The sequence below is a fragment of the Brevundimonas sp. GW821-FHT10A07 genome (assembly GCF_059415785.1).
The window spans coordinates 119,417-137,926 of the sequence record NZ_JBWKNX010000009.1 but is presented as its reverse complement, the minus strand read 5'-3'; the positions used below and the strand labels follow the sequence as shown (position 1 = coordinate 137,926).

Genomic DNA, 18,510 nt, shown 5'->3' with positions numbered 1-18,510 from the left:
GCGGTGAACCGACTTGGCTGACGAAAGCTTAAGCCCCGACCCGTCCTAGCCCAGCTTGGCCGGGTCCACCCGAGACCGCCGGGATGGCAGATCCGCCATCACCGCCGCCCTTTCCGCGTCGCTGAGCGCGCGCCAGTCGGCGATCTCGCCCAAGGTCCGGAAACACCCCAGACACAGGCCGCTTTCGCCATCGACGGCGCATACCATGACACAGGGCGTGGCGATCGACTTCGGCGGCCCGGCCGGGCGCGGGACCTCGCTCAATGTGACACCATCAAGAAATATACTCCGCTTCCTGATCGATAAATTTGCAATTTCCGCGAAACTGCCTATCTTGGGCTCTGACGCGAAACGACTGATGGTGAGATTCCATAGGTACGACGCGTCTCTTTTCATCGTTCTGCGAAAGGAGACGCCAAAATGAACGATAAGGAGCGTAACCTCCAACACGCCATGATGTCCTTCGCCCTGTGGGGCGGGATGCTGGTCAACAGTCGGCACATGCCGTCGAACTCGGGACGGGCGGTCAGCCATCCGTCCAACTTCGTACCCTATACGCCCAAGAAGCCCTGACGGCCTCGAAAGCCTGACGTGCAGCAGCCCCGGTCCGCGCCGGGGCTTTTGCAATTCCGGGCTTGCGTGACGCGGCGTCGGCGTCCGATGACGGAGGGGGAACGAGGAGACGACCGATGGGCCTGATCGCCGAAACCAGACAGGGCGCGATCCTGATCTGGACGCTGGACCGCGAGACCCGGCTGAACGCCCTGCCCGACCTGACCGACGGCGACGAATTCGCCGACGCCTGCGCCCGCGCCAACGCCGACATGACGGTCAAATGCGTGGTCCTGACGGGAGCCGGGCGCGCCTTCTCGGCCGGCGGCGACCTGACCGCCATGCGAGACCGGCGCGACCTGTTCGAAGGCTCAGGCGCCGAGATCCGCGCCCGCTATCGCCGCGTCGTCCATCGGATCGTCCGCAGTCTCTATGATCTGGAGATTCCGCTGGTCTCGGCCGTCAACGGTCCGGCCATGGGCCTGGGCTGCGGCATCGCCGCCACCGCCGACATCCGCATCGCGTCCGAACGCGCCAGCTTCGGCGTGCCCTTCCTGAAGCTGGGCATCATTCCCGGCGACGGCGGGGCCTGGCGGCTGCCGCGCGACGTCGGCTATGCCCGCGCCGCCGAAATGCTGTTCACCGGCCGCAGCATCGACGCCGAGACGGCCGAGCGCTGGGGCCTGGTCAATCGGGTCGTGCCGCACGATCGGCTGATGGACGAAGCCCTGATCACCGCCGGCCAGATCGCCGCCCAGCCGCCCCAGGCCCTGCGCATGGCCAAGACCCTGATGCGCCAGGGCCGCGACCAGACCTTCGAACAGATCCTGGAGCTGTCGGCCGCCATGCAGGCCCTAGCCCACATGACCGAGGACCATCTGGAAGGCGTGAACGCGGTGCTGGAGAAGCGGCCGGGAGACTTCACCGGCCGCTGACCCGCCGGCTTACGACTGGCCGGCCGGACGCATGGCCTGGTTGGGCCCCACTCCGGCGCTGGCCGGGCGGGCGACGCCCGCCTTCTGGCCCGGCTTCATGAACTTCACCAGCACCCGCTGCCCGATCAGGAAGGGGGTGTTGTCGGCCGAAACCACCACTTCGACCACCCGTTCGTCGGTCCTGGCCGAGGGATCCTCGGACTGCAGCTGACGGGCGCCGAAGACTGCGGCGCGGCGCAGGACCCGCCCGACCGAAATCTTGGTCGGATCCCCCTCGGGCGTCAGTTCGACCTCCTGACCGACCGTGACATTGGGCAGGTCCGCCTCAACGATCTCGGCCCGCACGATGCGGTCGGTGTCCGGCTCAAGGTCGAACATGGCGGTGACGTTCAGGGTCGAGGCGCCGGCGCCGGGCTGAGCGTAGCGGCGGGCGATCCGACCGTCCATCGGCGCGCGGATCACCGTCAGTTCCTGATTATAGCGGGCCTCGTCCAGACGCGACTGGGCCGTCTGGATCGCGGCCTCCTGCGACGCGAGACGCGCTTCGGCCTGGGCGATCTGATCACGGGCCTGATCCAGACGCTGGGCGGCGACGAAATTGGTCGAGGCCAGCCGCGACAGCCGGTTGTACTCGCGCCGGGCGGCGGTCAGTTCGACGCGCGTCAGCCCCAGCTGCGCGCGGGTCTCCGACACAGCCGCAGCCGCGCTCTGCGCCGCCAGACGGGTCTCGTCGTCCTCCTGCCGCGCCAGGATCTGGCCGGTGACGACCCGGTCGCCCTCGTTGACGAAGACTTCACGCACCACGCCGCCGCGACGCGCGGCGACCTTGATCACCCCGCCCTCGACATCGGCCTTGCCGTTGGCGATGGCGGCGTAGGGGCTGTCGATCTTCTGGGCGGATTCTTTCTCGACCTGGGCCTTCTTGGCCGCCCCGGCCTTGCTGAAGGCCATGAAGCCGACGACCAGGACGATGATCAGGACCAGGCCGATCCAGAGCCATTTGTTTTTGAGGAAGGCGGGCATGACGGTTCAGTCCGTTGGAAAAGGGTCTTAGTGGGACGCCAGCTGGGCGTCGGGATCAGGAGTGCGGCGCTGATCGTCCAGGATCCGGCCGTCCTCGATGTGAATGACCCGGTCGGCCCAGGCTTCCAGGCGCGGGTCGTGGGTCACGCAGATCACGGCGGCGCCGTGTTCGGTGGCGGCCCGGCGCAGCAGGCGGATGACCACCTGGCCGTTTTCGCCGTCGAGCGCCGAGGTCGGTTCGTCGGCGAACAGGATCTGCGGGTCCTTGGCCAGGGCGCGGGCGATCGCGACGCGTTGCTTCTCGCCGCCGGACAGGGCGTTGGGCCTCTGGTGCAGACGATGGCCCAGGCCCACTTCTTCCAGCGCCGTGGTGGCGCGCTTCTTCGCGTCCGCCGACGACAGCCCCTGATACTTCAGCACCGTCATGACCTGCTGCAGGGCGGTCAGGGACGGGAACAGGTTGAACCCCTGGAAGATGAAGCCGCAGTGGTCCAGGCGGAACTTGTCGATCCGACCCGAGCCGTAGGTCCACAGGTCGTCGACGTCCAGTATGTCCACCCGCCCCTCCTCGGGCTTCAGCAGGCCCGAAAGGTTGGCGATCAGGGTGGACTTGCCGGAACCGGAGGGGCCCATGACCATGGTCAGGTCGCCGTGCCGCGCATCGAAATCGACGCCCTTCAGGACTTCGACCCAGCTGCGGCCCGTCTTGAACCGTTTGACCAGGCCCTTGGCTTCGATGGCGAAGTCGCCGTGTTTGCCGTGCACTTTCGTATGAGTGTTCATCGCAGCAGGTCCGCCGGCTGGCTGTTCTTGAGGACGCCCAGCGACAACAGACCGGACAGCAGGGCGATGACGATCAGCATCAGCGACACCATCATCACCATCATGGGCGGGAAGGACATGGTCAGGCCCGAACCGGCCGCCAGCAGGCTGACCCCCCAGGTCAGGACGAAGGCCGCCAGCACCCCGGCGATCCCGACCCAGAAGCTGAGCTCCAGCACGATCCAGCGCAGCGACCCCATGGCGACGCCCAGGGCGCGCAGCGAGGCGAACTCCTTGATATTGGCCATGATGGCGCCGCGCAGCGTCTGCCAGGTGATCGCCACCCCGATCAGCACGCCTAGGAACAGCGAAAAGCCCAGCATGATGGCGATGAAGCTCTCCTTCATCATCGCCCCTTCATTGGCCTTGGCCAGATCCTGACGCGTCCAGGCCTTGAACTGACCGTTCGAGATAGAGTTCAGCTGGGCGACCACGATGGGCGCGCGCGCCGGATCCTTGATCTGCACCATCAGCGGTCCGACCCGTTCGCCGGTGTTGGCCTCGCCCAGCATCCGCAGGGTGTCGCGCGACATGACGACCGTCGCCTGCATCATGTTGGGATAGCCCTGGGTCACAGCCGCGACCCGGACAGTCTTGCCGTTGTAGCTGGCCTGATCCCCCAGTTTGACGCCCAATCGCCCCAAAGCCGTCTGGTCCACCGCCACCGCATAGGGCTGACGCAGAGCCTCGACCAGGTCGTCGGAATAGTCGACCGGCACCGTCACCGCGCCAGGCACGGCGTCGATGGTGGTGACGTTGACGAACTCCATCTTCTTGGCGCCGGGCGCGGCCGGGTCGCCGCCGGGCTCCTTATCCTTGACGATGTTCTGCCAACGACCGCCGGAACCGTCCAGATCGGCCACGGCCAGGACTTCCGGATGCTGATAGACCACCGGCATGATTCGCCGCGGCACGCCTGAGGGGCCGCCGTTGAACAGGGCGGTCGCGCCCGGGCTCAGAATCATGATGTCGGCGCGGGCCCGATCGATCTGGGCCGTGAAGGCCTTGCCGATGCCCATGAACATGCCGACCTGGGCCAGGACGAGCAATCCCGAGAAGGCGAGCGCCACGACGGCCGCCATGTAGCGACGCCACTCGTAGAGCAAGGTTGATAGCGCAAGCGACATGGTTGTCGATAAATCCCCGATACGTCCGTCTATCTGAGCGAGCGCGGCATCACGGCCAAGTTAAATCGGGGTAAGGCTTGCTTTTGACCCGTGCGACCACGGGCCGTAGGGCAAAGGCCGTCTCGCCTCTTGGCGACGTCGCCGAAACGGCGCTAGTTACAAGTTAACAGGCGGATCATCCTCGCTCCGCCCTCTGTAGGAAACCCCGCATGTCCCTGCCGTCCCTTCGTCTCACCGCCTCGCTGGCCGCCCTCGGCGCCGCGACCGTCGTCCTGTCCGCCCCCGCGACCTCGGCCCGCGCCGACGAGGGCATGTGGACCTTCGACAACTTCCCCATCGCCACGGTGAACGAGAAGTACGGCACGAACATCGACCAGGCCTGGCTGGATCGCGTGCGCAACGCCGCCGTCCGCCTGCAGGGCTGTTCGGCCTCGCTGGTCTCGGGCGAAGGCCTGATCCTGACCAATCACCACTGTGTCGTGGGCTGCGTCCAGGACCTGTCCAGCGCCGAGAACGACTACGTCAAGAACGGCTGGATGCCCGCCACCCGCGAGGAAGAGAAGAAATGCCCCGGCCAGACGGCCGAGATCCTGACCGACATCACCGATGTGACCGACCGGGTCGTCGGCGCCGGCGCCGGGCTTGAGGGCGCCGCCTTCGTCCAGGCCCGGGCCGCCGAGATCGACAAGATCCAGAAGGAGGTCTGCGGCGACGACCAGAAGCTGACCTGCCAGGTCATCAGCCTGTACCGCGGCGGCCAGTACAAGCTGTACAAGTTCCGCAAGTATGACGACGTGCGCCTTGTCTTCGCGCCGGAGTTCCAGGCGGCCTTCTTCGGCGGCGACCCGGACAATTTCAACTTCCCGCGCTACGCCCTGGATGCCGGTTTCCTGCGCATCTACGAGGACGGCAAGCCGGTCGCCACGCCGAACCACCTGGCCTGGAACCCCAATGCGCCCAAGGAAGGCGACGTCACCTTCGTGGCCGGCAACCCCGGCTCGACCTCGCGCCTGCTGACCATGGCCCAGTTGGAGGCCCTGCGTGACCAGCAACTGCCCCTGACCCTGATCCAGACCTCGGAACTGCGCGGCCGCCTGCTGGAATATTCGACCACCGGCAAAGAGGCCAAGCGCGTCTCGGTCGATCCGATCTTCGGCCTGGAGAATGGCTTCAAGGTCTATTACGGCCAACAGGGCGCCCTGACCGACCCGGCCTTCATGGCGACGAAGCGGACGGCCGAACAGGAACTGCGCCAGCGCGTCGCCGCCGACCCGGCCCTGGCCCAGCGCATCGGCGACCCGTGGGCCGAACTGGAGCGCGTCGCCGCCGCCCAGCGCGACCTCTACCTGCCCTACCGCCAGCTGGAAGCCGCCGCCGGCCAACGCTCGTCACTGTACAGCTACGCCAAGTCCATCGTCCGCGCGGCCAAGGAGCGCGCCAAGCCGGTCGCCGAACGCCGCGCCGGCTATTCGGACGCCGACATCGCCTCGCTGGGCCGCCGCCTGGCGACCGAGACGCCGATCTCCAACGATCTCGAGAAGATCTATCTGGACTTCTGGCTGTCGAAGACGCGCGAATATCTGACCGTCGACAATACCGACGTGAAGGCCCTGCTGGGCAAGGAGAGCCCGGAGCAAATCGCCGAACGTCTGGTGGACGGCACCCGCCTGGCCGACCCGGCCTTCCGCGCCCAGGCCCTGGCCATGACGCCGGAACAGCTGGCCGCCTCGGGCGACCCGCTGATCGCCTTCGTCCTGGCCAATGACGATGCGGCCCAGGCGATCCGCACCCAGTGGGAATCGGCCGTGTCCGGCCCGACCAGCCGCGCCGGCGAAAAGATCGCCCAGGCCCGGTTCGCGGTCTACGGCACCAACCTCTACCCCGACGCCACCTTCAGCCTGCGCCTGTCCTATGGCCAGGTGAAGGGCTGGACCTATCGCGGCGTGACGGTGACGCCCTTCACCGAGATCGGCGGCCTGTACGAGCGCAACACCGGGGCCGAGCCGTTCAACGCGGCCGAGGACTGGCTGGCGGCCGAGGGCAAGGTGAACAAGTCGACCGTCTATGACTTCGTCTCGACCAATGACATCATCGGCGGCAACTCGGGCTCGCCCGTGATCAACGCCAAGGGTGAAGTCATCGGCGCCGCCTTCGACGGCAACATCCACTCGCTGGGCGGCAGCTTCGGCTACGACGGCGAACTGAACCGCACCGTCACGGTCTCGACCGCCGCCATCACCGAGGCCCTGCGTAACGTCTACAACCAGCCGCGCCTGCTGCGCGAACTGGGCGTTCGGCGGTAAGACCGACGCATAAGCGCCTCTCCCTCCCCCTCGGGGGAGGGGGGTCGCGAAGCGACCGGGTGGGAAGGGCTCGGCGATCCGTCACAGGACCGCGCCCTTGTCGCCCTGCCGCCCCCACCCGTCCGGCGCTGCGCGCCGGCCACCCTCCCCGGACGGGGAGGGAGAGTTTTGGAGCCCCCCATGCGCCTCGCCCTTCTCGCCTCCGCCGCCGTCATCGCTTTCGCCTCATCGGCCAGCGCCGAAGAAGGCATGTGGACCTTCGACAACTTCCCCGTCGCCCGCGCCAACCAGGCGCTGGGAACCGACATCAACCAGGCCTTCCTGGACCGGGTGCGGCTGTCTTCGGTGAAGTTCGGCGGCTGTTCGGCGGGCGTGGTCTCGGGCCAGGGCCTGGTCATGACCAACAACCATTGCGTCGCCACCTGCGTCGCCAACCTGTCCACGCCCCAGGTCAACTACGCCGAGACCGGCTTCACGCCGAAGTCGCGCGAGGAAGAGCTGAAATGCCCCGGCGCCACCGCCGAGATCCTGACCGACATCACCGACGTGACCGAGCGGATGCACAGGGCCGGCGCCGGGCTTGAAGGCCAGGCCTTCACCCAGGCCCGCGACGCCGAGGCCGGCCGGATCGAGAGCGAAGCCTGCGGAAACGACCCCAAGATCCGCTGCCAGGTCGTCAGCCTGTACCGGGGCGGCCAGTTCAAGCTCTACACGTACCGCAAATATTCCGACGTCCGCCTGGCCTGGGCGCCCGAGGATCGCGCCGCCACCTTCGGCGGCGATCTGGACAACTTCTCCTTCCCCCGCTTCGCCATAGATGCCGCCTTCATCCGCCTGTACGAGGATGGTGAGCCTGCGGTCACATCGACCCATTTCGCCTGGAACCCGAACAAGCCGACCGAGGGCGAGGCCGTCTTCATCTCCGGCAATCCCGGTTCGACCCAGCGCCTGCTGACCATGGACCAGCTGACCACCATCCGCGACGTGGTCCTGCCGCTGGACCAGTTGATCGCCTCCGAACTGCGCGGCCGGTTGATCCGCTATTCCGAAGAGGGCGAGGACCAGGCCTTCATCGCCATGGACCCCATCGTCAGCCTTGAGAACACCTACAAGCGCGGCCGTGGCCGGATGGCCGCCCTGATCGATCCGGCCTTCATGGCCCGCAAGGCCGAGCAGGAAACCGACTTCCGCGCCCGCGCCGCCAGGTCCGGCGTCGATCCCTGGTCAACGCTCAGCACGGTCCAGCCCGTCGCCCGCGAACTCTATCCCTCCATGGCCCTGCTGGAAGGCGGCACGGGCCTGGGCACGACCTCGGTCGCCGGCGGGTCGCAACTGTTCGCCTGGGCCCGCACCCTGGTGCGCGGCGCCCAGGAGCGCGCCAAGCCGTCTGACCAGCGCCTGCCCGAGTTCGCCGACAGCCGTCTGTCGGGCGTCGAGTCCCGCCTGTTCGCCGAACGCCCCACCTATCCCGAGCTTGAGCAGATCCGGCTGGAATGGTGGCTGTCCAAGACCCGTGAATGGCTGACGGTCGACAACCCCTCGGTCCGCACCCTGCTGGGCAAGGAAAGCCCCGAGACCCTGTCGGCCCGACTGGTCGCCGGCACGACCCTGGCTGACCCGGCCGTGCGCCGCGCCCTGTGGACCGGCGGTCTCGCCGCCGTCCAGGCCTCGACCGACTCGATGATCCAATACGCCCTGGCCATTGACGCCGACGCCCGCGCCGTTCGCGACGCCTGGGAGACGCGGGTCCAGGCCCCGACCGACCGCGCCTCGGAACAGCTGGCCGCCGCCCGTTTCGCCGCCTATGGCGACGCCGTCTATCCCGACGCCACCGGCACGCTTCGCCTGACCTATGGCCAGGTCGAAGGCTCGGACGTTCCGGGTCAGCGGTTCGGCGCCTTCACTACCTTCGCCGGCCTGTGGGACCGCGCCACCGGCGCCGAGCCCTTCGCCGTCGCGCCCAAACTGCTGGCGGCCAAGGACCGGATCGACCCGAACGCCGTCATGGACATGGCCGTCTCGACCGACACCATCGGCGGCTCGTCGGGGTCCCCCGCCATCAATGCGAAGGGCGAGATCGTGGGGGCCAATTTCGACTCCACCGTCCTGACCCAACGCAACGCCTACGGCTACGACCGCGCCGTCAACCGCAGCGTCATCGTCACCACCCAGGCCGTCACCGTGGCCCTGCGCGACGTCTATGGCATGGACCATCTGGTGCGGGAGCTGGGCGTTTCCAGGTGAGCGACATCGCCTTCCGCGCGGCGACACTCGACGACGTCGCCGCGCTTCATCCCCTGATCGAGCGCGCCTATCGCGGCGAGACGGCCAAGGCCGGCTGGACGCACGAGGCGGACCTGCTGTTCGACACCCGCACCAGCGCCGAGGAGCTGTCGGCCCTGATCGCCGACCCCGACCGGGTCATCCTGCTGGCCCATCGGGACGGCGCCCCGGTCGGCTGCGTCCAGGTCGCCCGCATCGGCGACGACCGGGCCTATCTCGGCCTGCTGACCGTTGAGCCGAGCCTGCAAGCCTCCGGCCTGGGCCGCCGCCTGCTGGCCGCCGCAGAGACCGAGGCCGTCGCCCGGTTCGCGGCCCGCCGCATGGAGATGACCGTCATCCACCGCCGCGCGGAACTGATCGCCTGGTACAAACGGCGCGGCTACCGCCCCACCGGCGAGACCCGCCCCTTCCCCGTCGATCCGCCTCGGCCCGAGCTGGATTTCGTGGTGCTGGAGAAGGGGCTGTAAACTCCCCTTCCTTCTCCCATGGGGAGAAGGTGGCCCGAAGGGCCGGATGAGGGCCCGCCGGTGGGCCAGCTCGCACCACCGTGCCCCTCACCCTTGCGCGCAAGACTGATCGCTACGCTCTCAGGCGCTCAAGCCCTCTCCCGCTGGGAGAGGGATCTTCGAACGGCCCCTTGCAAAACGGACACCCATGTCCATTTATGCGCGTCATCATGTCGCGCCCCGCCCCCAAACATGTCCGTAAGGACGTCGTCCACAACCACGCCGCCCTGCTTGAGGCCGCGCGCGCGGTCTTCGCCGACCAGGGCCTGGACGCGCCGCTGGACCTGATCGCGGAAAAGGCCGGCGTCGGTCGCGGCACCCTGTATCGTCATTTCGCCGACCGCACCGAACTGGCCCTGGCCGTGCTCGAGGCCGACCTCGCCGACCTGGACCGCCGCACCGCGGAACAGGGCGACGCCCCGGAAGCCTTCTTCTGGTTTCTGGACCGGCTGGCCGAGGACATGATCCGCAACGCCGGCCTGGCGGGGTTGGTCCGGAACGTGAGGTCGCCCGATGCGCTTACCCCCCTGCGGCAGAGCTTGATGGAGGCGGGCGCCGCCCCCCTCGAACGGGCCCAGGCGGCCGGTCTGGTGCGAAAGGATCTGCGGCCGATGGACATCCGCCTGATCGCCACCCTGCTGGGCGCCGGCTTCCAGGGCGCCGACGAGGCCGAGCGTCAGGCCGTGTCCCAGCGCACCCGCGTCATCATTCTGGACGGGCTGAAGCCCAGGCCGGAGGCGTCCTGATGGCTCGTCGCGCCGATCACAACTGGCATCTGCCCTGGGAGCAGTATCTCGCCACCCTGAAGCCGCACGAGCGACCCACCCTGCCCGGCTCGCCGGCCACGCCCGACCATACGGCCTGGCTGCGGTTGCAGTACGCCCTGACCGGGGTTCTGGTGGCCCTGGTCGGCAGCCTGGGCAATGCGGCCGTCACCGCCAATCTGACCAGTCTTCAGGGCTCGTTGGGAATCACGATCACCGAGGCGGCCTGGCTGCCGGTCGTCTTCGTCATGACCAACGCCTGCATGAACCTGATCCTGTTCAAGTTCAGACAGCAGTACGGCCTGCGCCTGTTCACCCAGATCTGCCTGACCGCCTTCGTCGTCACCTGCGCCGCCCACCTGGCGGTCGACAACTATGAGTCCACCCTGTTCGTCCGCGCCGTCGCAGGCATGGCGGCGGTGGGGCTCAGCACCCTGGGCTTCCTCTATATGATCCAGGCCTTCCCGGCCCAGCACCGCCTGAAGGGACTGGTGATCGGCATCGGCCTGTCCAGCTTCGCCGTCCCCATCGCCCGCCTGATCATGCCCAGCCTGCTGGAGATGAACGACTGGCGCGCCTTCTACACCTTCGAGCTGGGCATGGCGCTTCTGGCCTGGGCCGCCGTCCAGGTGCTGCGCCTGCCCCCGTCCGAGCGGCTGAAGCTGTTCGAGCCGCTGGACTTCGTCACCTTCGCCCTGTTCGCGCCGGGCGTGGCCCTGCTGGCCGCCGTCCTGGGTCTGGGCCGGATCGTCTGGTGGACCGAGGCCGCCTGGATCGGCTGGGCCCTGGCCGGCGCCATCCTGCTGCTGACTGCGGCCCTGATGATCGAGTACGATCGGCGGAATCCGCTGATCAACGTCCGCTGGCTGACCGGCCCGGACATCCTGCGCCTGTTCGGCGCCATCCTGCTGATCCGCATCACCCTGTCGGAACAGACCTCGGGCGCCGTGGGCTTCCTGACCGTAGTCGGCCTGGGTCCGGACCAGTTGCACGGCCTCTTCCTGCTGATCCTGCTGGCCATGATCGCCGGCACGGCGGTCAGCGCCCTGACCCTGAACATGGCCAAGCTGAACAAGCCCATCGCCATCGCCCTGGGCCTCATCGCCGTCGGCGCCTTCATCGACAGCCACGCCACCGTTCTGACCCGTCCGGCCCAGCTGTATGTCAGCCAGGCCATGATCGCCTTCGCCTCGGCCATGTTCGTCGGCCCGGCCCTGCTGATCGGCGTCGGCAAGGTGCTGCAACAGGGGGCGCGCAACATCATCAGCTTCATCGTCATGTTCAGCGTGCTTCAGAACCTGGGCGGCCTGGCCGGCAGCGCCCTGATCGGCACGATCCAGGTGGTGCGCGAAAAATTCCATTCGAACCAGCTGTCCGCCGACATCACCAGCCTGAATCCCGAGGTGGTTCTGCGCCTGCGCCAGCTGTCCGGCGCCTATGCCTCGACCATCACCGACCCGGCCCTGCTGAACGCCGAGGGCGTGGCCATGCTGACCCGTCAGGTGACGCAACAGGCCAATATCCTGGCCTATAACGACGTCTTCCTGATCATCGCCGCGGCCGCCGGCCTGGGCTGCGCCTGGGTCACGGCCGTCCATCTGCATCCGCGTTTCGAGGCGCGCCGCCAGGCGAAGCGCGCCGCCCGTTCCATGACCGCCGGCCCAGCACCCGCCGCCGCCCCGACCGCCGCCCCGACCGCCGACTGATCCCCTGAAAGCCCCCCGCACGCCGATGACCGACACGACATCCCCCCAATCCGCTCAACCTGCGCCTTCGCCTGCGTCGTCGCCCGAGCCGGACAAACGCGTCCTCTGGGCCATGATCGCCGCGGTGGTCGCGGTCTTCGCCGTGGGCCTGGTGCTGTACGCCTGGCAGTTGCCGCCCTTCACCGGCCATGTGCAGCGGACCGACAACGCCTATGTGCGCGGCCAGGTGACGATCATCAGCCCCCAGGTCAGCGGCTATGTGGTCCAGGTCCCGGTCCAGGACTTCCAGGCCGTTCAGCAGGGCCAACTGCTGGCCCAGGTCGACGACCGCACCTATCGCCAGAAGCTGGAGCAGGCCGAGGCGGCCTTGCACTCCGCCCAGGCGGCCCTGTCCAACTCGACCCAGAGCCAGGCCTCGGCCCGCGGCGCGGTGGCGCAACAGCGCGCCGGCATCGCCGCCGCCCAGGCCGCCCTGACCCGCGCCCAGGCTGACGCCGACCGCGCCCGCACCCTGAAGGCCGGGGGCTGGGTGTCGCAATCCAATGTGGACATCGCCGTCGCCGCCCTGCGCAGCGCCCAGGCCCAGTTGGCCCAGGCCCAGGCCGGCGAAGGCGTGGCCCAGACCGGCGTCACCTCGGCCGTGGTCAACCGCGACAGTCTGGCCGCCGCCGTCGAGAACGCCCAGGCCGCCGTCCGCCTGGCCCAGATCGACCTGGCCAACACCCGGATCACCGCCCCCCGCCCCGGCCGCCTGGGCGAGGTCGGCGTGCGCCAGGGCCAGTATGTCACCGCCGGAACCCAGCTGATGGGCCTGGTGCCCGACGTCGTCTGGGTCACGGCCAATATGAAGGAGACCCAGATGCGCGACATCCGCATCGGCCAGCCGGTCGAGATCGCGGTCGATTCCCTGGGCGGCCGCACCCTGCGCGGGCGCGTCGAACGCATCGCCCCCGCCGCCGGCAGCGAGTTCAGCGTCATCCGCCCCGACAACGCCACCGGCAACTTCACCAAGGTCGCCCAACGCATCCCGGTCCGCATCCGCATCGAGCCGGGGCAGGCGGGCGTGGAGCGTCTCGCGCCGGGGATGTCGGTGGTGGCGAAGGTGGATACGGGCGGCTGACGGAACCCTCCCCCTCCCCCCGCGCTCCCCTCCCAGCAAGGGAGATCCTGATGGACCGTGAACAGACCAAGGGCCGGGAGAAGAACGGCGCGGACCCGGCGGGCAAGCCCGACGGCCTGACCTCCGACGCCGATGTGAAGAAGGTCGGTCAGCAGGAGCGACGCAGCGCGGGACCGGACGGTCCGGACGCGGCGGAGATCGGCGACACCTTCAAGCGCAAGCCCTGAACCGCCGCCGCGCGCGCCCTCACCCCCGGCGGGGCGACAAACGGGCCGCCAGCAGATGCACGTCGTGGGCCTGCATCCGCTCGAAATTGCCCAGGCCCAGGGCGAGAGCGCGCATCACCTCGGTCTGGCGCGTCTGTTCGGGATGTTCCGGCAGGGACGCCTCCGCCCGCGCCAGTTCCGCATCCAGTTCGGCCATCATATCGGCCAGACTCCGTCGTTCATCTGTTCCTCCGTCACGCCGCCGACCGCCGCCAGCGGTTAAAGCACGAATGGAACAAATCACGAACACACTGACGCATCGCAGCTGTGGACGACCGCAGTCACGGCCGCCGGGCTCGGCGCCTCATGCTCAGACGAACGCCGGCGACCGTGAGGCCGCCGGCGCTTGTCATCGTCGAAACCGTCCCCCCCGCCCGAGCGGGGGGACGGGGTCGATCAGCTGTCGGCCTGCCAGCCGCCGGCGAGGGCGCGGAACAGGGCGATCTGGTAGGTGGTGACCAGGGCGTCCGACTGGGCCAGGGCGGCGTCGGCGGCGGCCTGGGTCCGTTCGGCGTCCAGCACCAGCAGGAAGCTGTCGGCGCCGGCGTTGAAGCGCTGACGCGACAGGTTGGCGGCGCGGGCGGCCTGATCGCGCGCCTCGGTCAGGGCCGCGCGGCGGTCCAGCTCGTTGGCGTAGTTGCTGAGCGCCGTCTCGGTCTCTTGCAGGGCCGTCAGCACCGTCTGGTCGAAGGTTGCGAGGGCCGCGTCGGAGCGGGCGTCGGCGGCCTTGATCTGGGCGCGGGCGGCGAAGACGTTGGGGAAGGACCAGCTGATAAGCGGACCGAAGCTGAACCGGAAGTTCTGGTCGTCGCCCAGTTCGCCCGAGTCCTGGGCCGTCGAGCCGAGAGAGCCGCCCAGGCTGATCTGCGGATACAGATTGGCGGTCGCCACGTTCACGCGGGCCGCGGCGGCGGCCAGGTTCGCCTCGGCCTGGCGCACGTCGGGACGACGCGCCAGGAGGGCGGCGCCGTCGCCGACCGGGATCGGCTGGCTGAGTTGCGGCGGCCGGACGCAGGCGGCGGCGGCCTGGCTGGCCTCGGCCGGGGTGACGCCCGTCAGGGTCGCCAGCCGGTACAGGGCTTCGTTGCGCGACGCGCGCAGCGTCGGCAGGGTCGCCGCCGTCTGGGCCAGGGCCGCGCGGGCGCTGGCCACGTCCAGGCCGGTGCCCGCCCCGCCATCGAGCAGGGTCTGTGTCAGCTGAGCCGTATTGCGTTGCAGCCCCAGCGTCCGTTCGGCCACCGCGATCTGGGCGTTGGCCGAGCAGGCGTCGGCATAGGCGCGGGCGGTCTCGGCCGCGACCGAGACCTGGACCGTGGCCAGGGCGGCCTCGGCCGCGCGGGCGTCGGCGCGGGCGGCGCGGATGGTCGATTCCACCCGGCCGAACAGATCGACCTCGTAGCTGGCCGACAGACCGACGTCATAGGTGTCGATCTCGGGCGCCTTGCCGTCCGCCTCCAGAACCGAGGAGGTGGCGGCCGAGGCGCGGCTGCGCTGGGCCTGGGCGCTGGTGGTCGTGGTCGGGAACCGGCCCACGCGCGCCTCGGACAGCGACGCCCGAACCGCGCGCAGGTTGGCGAAGGCCGCCTCCAGCTCGTTGTTCTCGGCGAAGGCCTGACGGATCAGGCCGTCCAGGGTCGGATCGTCGTACAGCCGCCACCAGTCATCTCGCGCCTGGGCGGTCGAGACCGTGGTCGAGGCGGAGCCGACGAAGGCGCCCGTCCCGGCCACAGGCAGGTCGGCGGCAGGCGCCTGGGGCCCGACCGCGCAGGCGGCCAGCAGGGCGCCGGATGCTGCGACGGTCAGGAAGCGGAGGGTCTTGGTGCGGGTCATCAGAAGTCCCCTCCCCGCCCGGCGGCCGGAGCCGGCGCATCGGGATCGGTCAGGCTGGAAGTTTGATCGTAGCGGACGGCTTCGGTGACGTTCGACTTCGGCGTCGGCTTCTTGCCTTGCGGCAGTTTGGACGACAGCCAGCGGGTCACGACATAGAAGACCGGCGTGAAGATCAGGCCGAAGAAGGTCACGCCCAACATGCCGGAGAAGACCGCCGTGCCGAGCGACTGGCGCATTTCGGCGCCCGGCCCGGTCGCCAGCATCAGCGGCACGACGCCGAGGATGAAGGCGAAGGAGGTCATCAGGATCGGACGCAGGCGGGTCCGGGCCGCAGCCACGGCTGCATCGAACCGGTTCATGCCCTCGTCCTCTTCCGCCTGTTTGGCGAACTCGACGATCAGGATGGCGTTCTTGGCCGCAAGGGCGATCAGGACCACCAGACCGATCTGGACCAGGATGTTGTTGTCCAGGCCCCGCAGGTTCACCCCGATCATGGCCGCCAGCAGGCACATGGGCACGATTAGGATGACCGCCAGCGGAAGCGTGAAGGCCTCATACTGGGCCGCCAGCACCAGGAAGACGAAGACCACGGCCATCAGGAAGATCATGGTCGTGCCGGAACCCGCCGCCTTCTGCTGGTAGGCCAGTTCGGTCCACTCGTAGCTGAAGCCTTGCGGCAGGGTGCTGGTCGCCATCTGCTCCATGACGCCCAGCGCCTGGCCGGAAGACACGCCCATGGCCGGGTTGCCCTGAAGCTCGGACGCCGGGAACAGGTTGTAGCGGACGATCCGGGACGGACCCGAGTCATTGACCAGGTTCGCCACCGAACCAATCGGCACCATGGCCCCGCTGGACGAGCGGGTCTTCAGGTTGGCGATGTCGGCGATGTCGTCGCGGTACTGGGGCTCGGCCTGCGCCGTCACCCGATAGGTGCGGCCCAGCATGTTGAAGTCGTTCACATAGGATGAGCCCAGATAGACCCCCAGGGTGTCGAACACCGCGCCGGGCTGGACGCCCATCATCAGCGCCTTGTCACGATCCACGTCGGCCGAGATGCGCGGCGAGCCGGTGTTGTAGGTCGAGAAGACCTGGCTCACCTGATCCGGGGCCTGGGCGGCGGCGCCCATCATGGCGAAGGTCGCCCCCTCCAGCGCGCGGTAGCCGGCGCCCGAGGTGTCCTGGATCATCATCTTGAAGCCGTTGCCGTTGCCCAGACCCTGGACCGCCGGCGGAGCGATGACGAAGATCTGCGCGTCCTCGATCTGACCCGTGGCCTGGGTGATGGCCCCGGCCAGGGCGGCGGCGGCCTCTTCCTTGGTCCGGTCCTCGAACGGGCTCAGACGCACGAAGATGGTGGCGGCGTTGGAGCCGAACGAGAAGCTGGCGCCGTCGAGACCCGCGAAGGCCACGGTGCCGTCCACGCCACCCGTATCCTGGATGATCTTGCTGGCGCGCTGCATCACCGCCTCGGTGCGGTCCAGCGAGGCGCCGGCCGGAAGCTGGATGACGCCGATCAGGAAGCCCTGATCCTGCTCGGGGATGAAGCCCGAGGGCGTGTCGACCAGACGCCAGGCGGTCAGGCCCAGCAGACCGGCGTAGATGATCAGAACCAGACCCACGGTGCGCACCAGGCGCGCCGTCAGACGGCCATAGCGATCCGACAGCCAGTCGAAGCCCTCGTTGAACTTACGCCCGGCCCAGCCGCCGTAATAGACGACCGAACCCAGGACGCCCGGCTTGCGGTCGTTCTCGTGGTCCTTCCTGTGCGGCTTCAGCAGCAGGGCGGCCATGGCCGGCGACAGGGTCAGCGACACGAACAGCGAGATCACCGAGGCCGAGGCGATGACCACGGCGAACTGGCGATAGAAGATGCCGGGGATGCCGGGCACGAACATCGTCGGAATGAACACCGAGATCAGCACCAGGCCGATGGCGATAAGGGCGCCGGAAACCTCCTGCATCGAGCGGTAGGCGGCCTCCTTGGGAGTCAGCCCCTCGCTGATGGCCCGCTCCACATTCTCGACCACGACGATGGCGTCATCGACGACGATGCCGACGGCGAGGACGAGCGCGAACAGAGACAGGGAGTTGATCGAATAGCCCAGGGCCAGTTGCACCGCGAAGGTGCCGACCAGGGCGACCGGGATGGCCACGATCGGGATGATCGCCGCGCGCCAGGTCTGAAGGAAGATCATGACCACGATCACGACCAGGATGACGGCCTCGATCAGCGTATGCTGAACCGACTCCACCGAGGCGGCGACGAACTCGGTCGGATTATAGGGGACGGACAGGTCCATGCCGGCGGGCAGTTCGGCCTTGACGGCCTCGACCTCGGCCAGGACGCGTTCGGCGGTGCCCAGGGCGTTGGCCCCCGGTTGCTGGACGACGGCCAGGCCGACGCCGCGTTGGCCGTCGAAGAAGCCGCGGATGCCGTAGTCCTGGGCGCCCAGTTCGATCCGAGCCACGTCGCGCAGATAGGTGACGCGGCCCTGGCTGTCGGTTTTCAGGACGACATTGGAGAACTGGTCGGGATCGGTCAGACGACCTTCAACCTGAATCGGCAGTTGGAAGGCCGAGGCGCTGTTGGGGAAGGGCGGCTGGCCGATCGAGCCGGCGGCGGCCTGGACGTTTTGGGCCCGCAGGGCGGCGACGATATCCGGGCCGGTCAGGCCGCGCTCGGCCGCCTTGGCCGGGTCGATCCAGATCCGCATCGAATAGTTGCCGCCGCCGAAGACCTGGACCGCACCCACGCCCTCGAGCCGCAGCAGGCGGTCCCGCAGCGTCGAATTGCCGTAGTTGCCGACATAGTCGTTGCTGAGCGAGCCATCGGGCGAGGTCAGACCCAGCACCATCAGGAAGCCGCTCTCGGCCTTGTTGACCACGACGCCGGTCTGGCGGACCGCGTCGGGAAGACGGGGTTCAGCCAGGGAGACGCGGTTCTGGACCAGCACCTGCGCGGCGTCGAGATCCGTGCCGGGCTGGAAGGTGACGGTGATGGCCACCGAGCCGTCCGAGGTGGACGAGGAGGTGATGTAGAGCATGTCCTCGACGCCGTTCACCTCCTGCTCGATGGGGGCGGCGACGGTTTCGGCCAGGGTCTCTGCCGAGGCGCCCGGATAGGCGGCGTTGATGGTGATCGTCGGCGGCGCGATCTCCGGATACTGCGACAGAGGCAGCAGCGGATAGGCGAAGACGCCGATGATGGTGATCACCACCGCAATCACGGCCGCGAAGATCGGCCGGTCGATGAAGAAGCGGGATATGTTCATG

16 protein-coding genes are annotated in these 18,510 nt (G+C 68.5%); 9 read left to right on the top strand and 7 right to left on the bottom strand.

Going from position 1 to position 18,510, the window contains the following annotated elements; translation table 11 throughout:
* Positions 1-45: 45 nt before the first annotated feature.
* Complete coding sequence (locus tag AC07NC_RS09640; protein ID WP_494569400.1) at positions 46-264, bottom strand: DUF1289 domain-containing protein; 219 nt, start codon at positions 262-264, stop codon at positions 46-48.
* Between the two features lie 156 nt (positions 265-420).
* Here AC07NC_RS09640 and AC07NC_RS09635 point away from each other — a divergent pair, with 156 nt between their 5' ends.
* The gene (locus tag AC07NC_RS09635; protein ID WP_164952605.1) at positions 421-573 is read left to right on the top strand and encodes a hypothetical protein; all 153 of its coding nucleotides are present in this window, start codon (positions 421-423) and stop codon (positions 571-573) included.
* Between the two features lie 116 nt (positions 574-689).
* Positions 690-1,487, top strand: a complete 798-nt coding sequence (locus tag AC07NC_RS09630; RefSeq protein ID WP_292150434.1) for a crotonase/enoyl-CoA hydratase family protein — start codon at positions 690-692, stop codon at positions 1,485-1,487.
* 9 nt (positions 1,488-1,496) lie between these two features.
* Here AC07NC_RS09630 and AC07NC_RS09625 read toward each other — a convergent pair whose 3' ends face one another.
* The 3 genes from AC07NC_RS09625 to AC07NC_RS09615 are packed head-to-tail and all read right to left on the bottom strand — an operon-like array spanning position 1,497 to position 4,459.
* Positions 1,497-2,510, bottom strand: a complete 1,014-nt coding sequence (locus tag AC07NC_RS09625) for an HlyD family secretion protein (protein ID WP_035309577.1) — start codon at positions 2,508-2,510, stop codon at positions 1,497-1,499.
* A gap of 27 nt (positions 2,511-2,537) precedes the next feature.
* A complete protein-coding gene (locus tag AC07NC_RS09620; protein ID WP_035309575.1) occupies positions 2,538-3,293 on the bottom strand; it encodes an ABC transporter ATP-binding protein in 756 nt (251 codons plus the stop codon).
* Complete coding sequence (locus tag AC07NC_RS09615) at positions 3,290-4,459, bottom strand: ABC transporter permease (protein ID WP_035309573.1); 1,170 nt, start codon at positions 4,457-4,459, stop codon at positions 3,290-3,292. The genes AC07NC_RS09620 and AC07NC_RS09615 overlap by 4 nt, the downstream gene beginning before the upstream one ends.
* Before the next feature lie 209 nt (positions 4,460-4,668).
* Here AC07NC_RS09615 and AC07NC_RS09610 point away from each other — a divergent pair, with 209 nt between their 5' ends.
* The 7 genes from AC07NC_RS09610 (at position 4,669) to AC07NC_RS09580 (ending at position 13,368) form a co-directional block, all read left to right on the top strand.
* Positions 4,669-6,762 carry a S46 family peptidase gene (locus AC07NC_RS09610; protein ID WP_494569399.1) on the top strand — a complete coding sequence of 698 codons (2,094 nt, stop codon included), beginning with the start codon at positions 4,669-4,671 and terminating at the stop codon, positions 6,760-6,762.
* Between the two features lie 180 nt (positions 6,763-6,942).
* Positions 6,943-9,006 (top strand): S46 family peptidase, encoded by a 2,064-nt coding sequence (locus tag AC07NC_RS09605; protein WP_494569398.1) that lies wholly within the window; start codon positions 6,943-6,945, stop codon positions 9,004-9,006.
* Complete coding sequence (locus AC07NC_RS09600) at positions 9,003-9,512, top strand: GNAT family N-acetyltransferase (RefSeq protein WP_494569397.1); 510 nt, start codon at positions 9,003-9,005, stop codon at positions 9,510-9,512. Before AC07NC_RS09605 ends, AC07NC_RS09600 begins: the two co-directional genes overlap by 4 nt.
* A 209-nt stretch (positions 9,513-9,721) precedes the next feature.
* Positions 9,722-10,297, top strand: a complete 576-nt coding sequence (locus tag AC07NC_RS09595) for a TetR/AcrR family transcriptional regulator (RefSeq protein ID WP_008261319.1) — start codon at positions 9,722-9,724, stop codon at positions 10,295-10,297.
* Entirely contained in the window at positions 10,297-12,021 is a 1,725-nt protein-coding gene (locus tag AC07NC_RS09590; protein ID WP_492072893.1) for an MFS transporter, read from the top strand. Before AC07NC_RS09595 ends, AC07NC_RS09590 begins: the two co-directional genes overlap by 1 nt.
* Before the next feature lie 112 nt (positions 12,022-12,133).
* On the top strand, positions 12,134-13,141 hold the full coding sequence (locus AC07NC_RS09585) for an HlyD family secretion protein (RefSeq protein ID WP_035306530.1): 1,008 nt from the start codon (positions 12,134-12,136) through the stop codon (positions 13,139-13,141).
* Positions 13,142-13,191: 50 nt separating this feature from the next.
* Complete coding sequence (locus AC07NC_RS09580) at positions 13,192-13,368, top strand: hypothetical protein (RefSeq protein ID WP_183196064.1); 177 nt, start codon at positions 13,192-13,194, stop codon at positions 13,366-13,368.
* Positions 13,369-13,387: 19 nt separating this feature from the next.
* Here AC07NC_RS09580 and AC07NC_RS09575 read toward each other — a convergent pair whose 3' ends face one another.
* The 3 genes from AC07NC_RS09575 to AC07NC_RS09565 form a co-directional block, all read right to left on the bottom strand.
* Entirely contained in the window at positions 13,388-13,567 is a 180-nt protein-coding gene (locus AC07NC_RS09575; protein WP_494569396.1) for a hypothetical protein, read from the bottom strand.
* 236 nt (positions 13,568-13,803) lie between these two features.
* Positions 13,804-15,237: an efflux transporter outer membrane subunit gene (locus AC07NC_RS09570; protein ID WP_494569395.1), complete on the bottom strand. Its 1,434-nt coding sequence runs from the start codon at positions 15,235-15,237 to the stop codon at positions 13,804-13,806.
* Positions 15,237-18,509: an efflux RND transporter permease subunit gene (locus AC07NC_RS09565; RefSeq protein WP_292148674.1), complete on the bottom strand. Its 3,273-nt coding sequence runs from the start codon at positions 18,507-18,509 to the stop codon at positions 15,237-15,239. The genes AC07NC_RS09570 and AC07NC_RS09565 overlap by 1 nt, the downstream gene beginning before the upstream one ends.
* Between the last annotated feature and the right edge of the window lies 1 nt (position 18,510).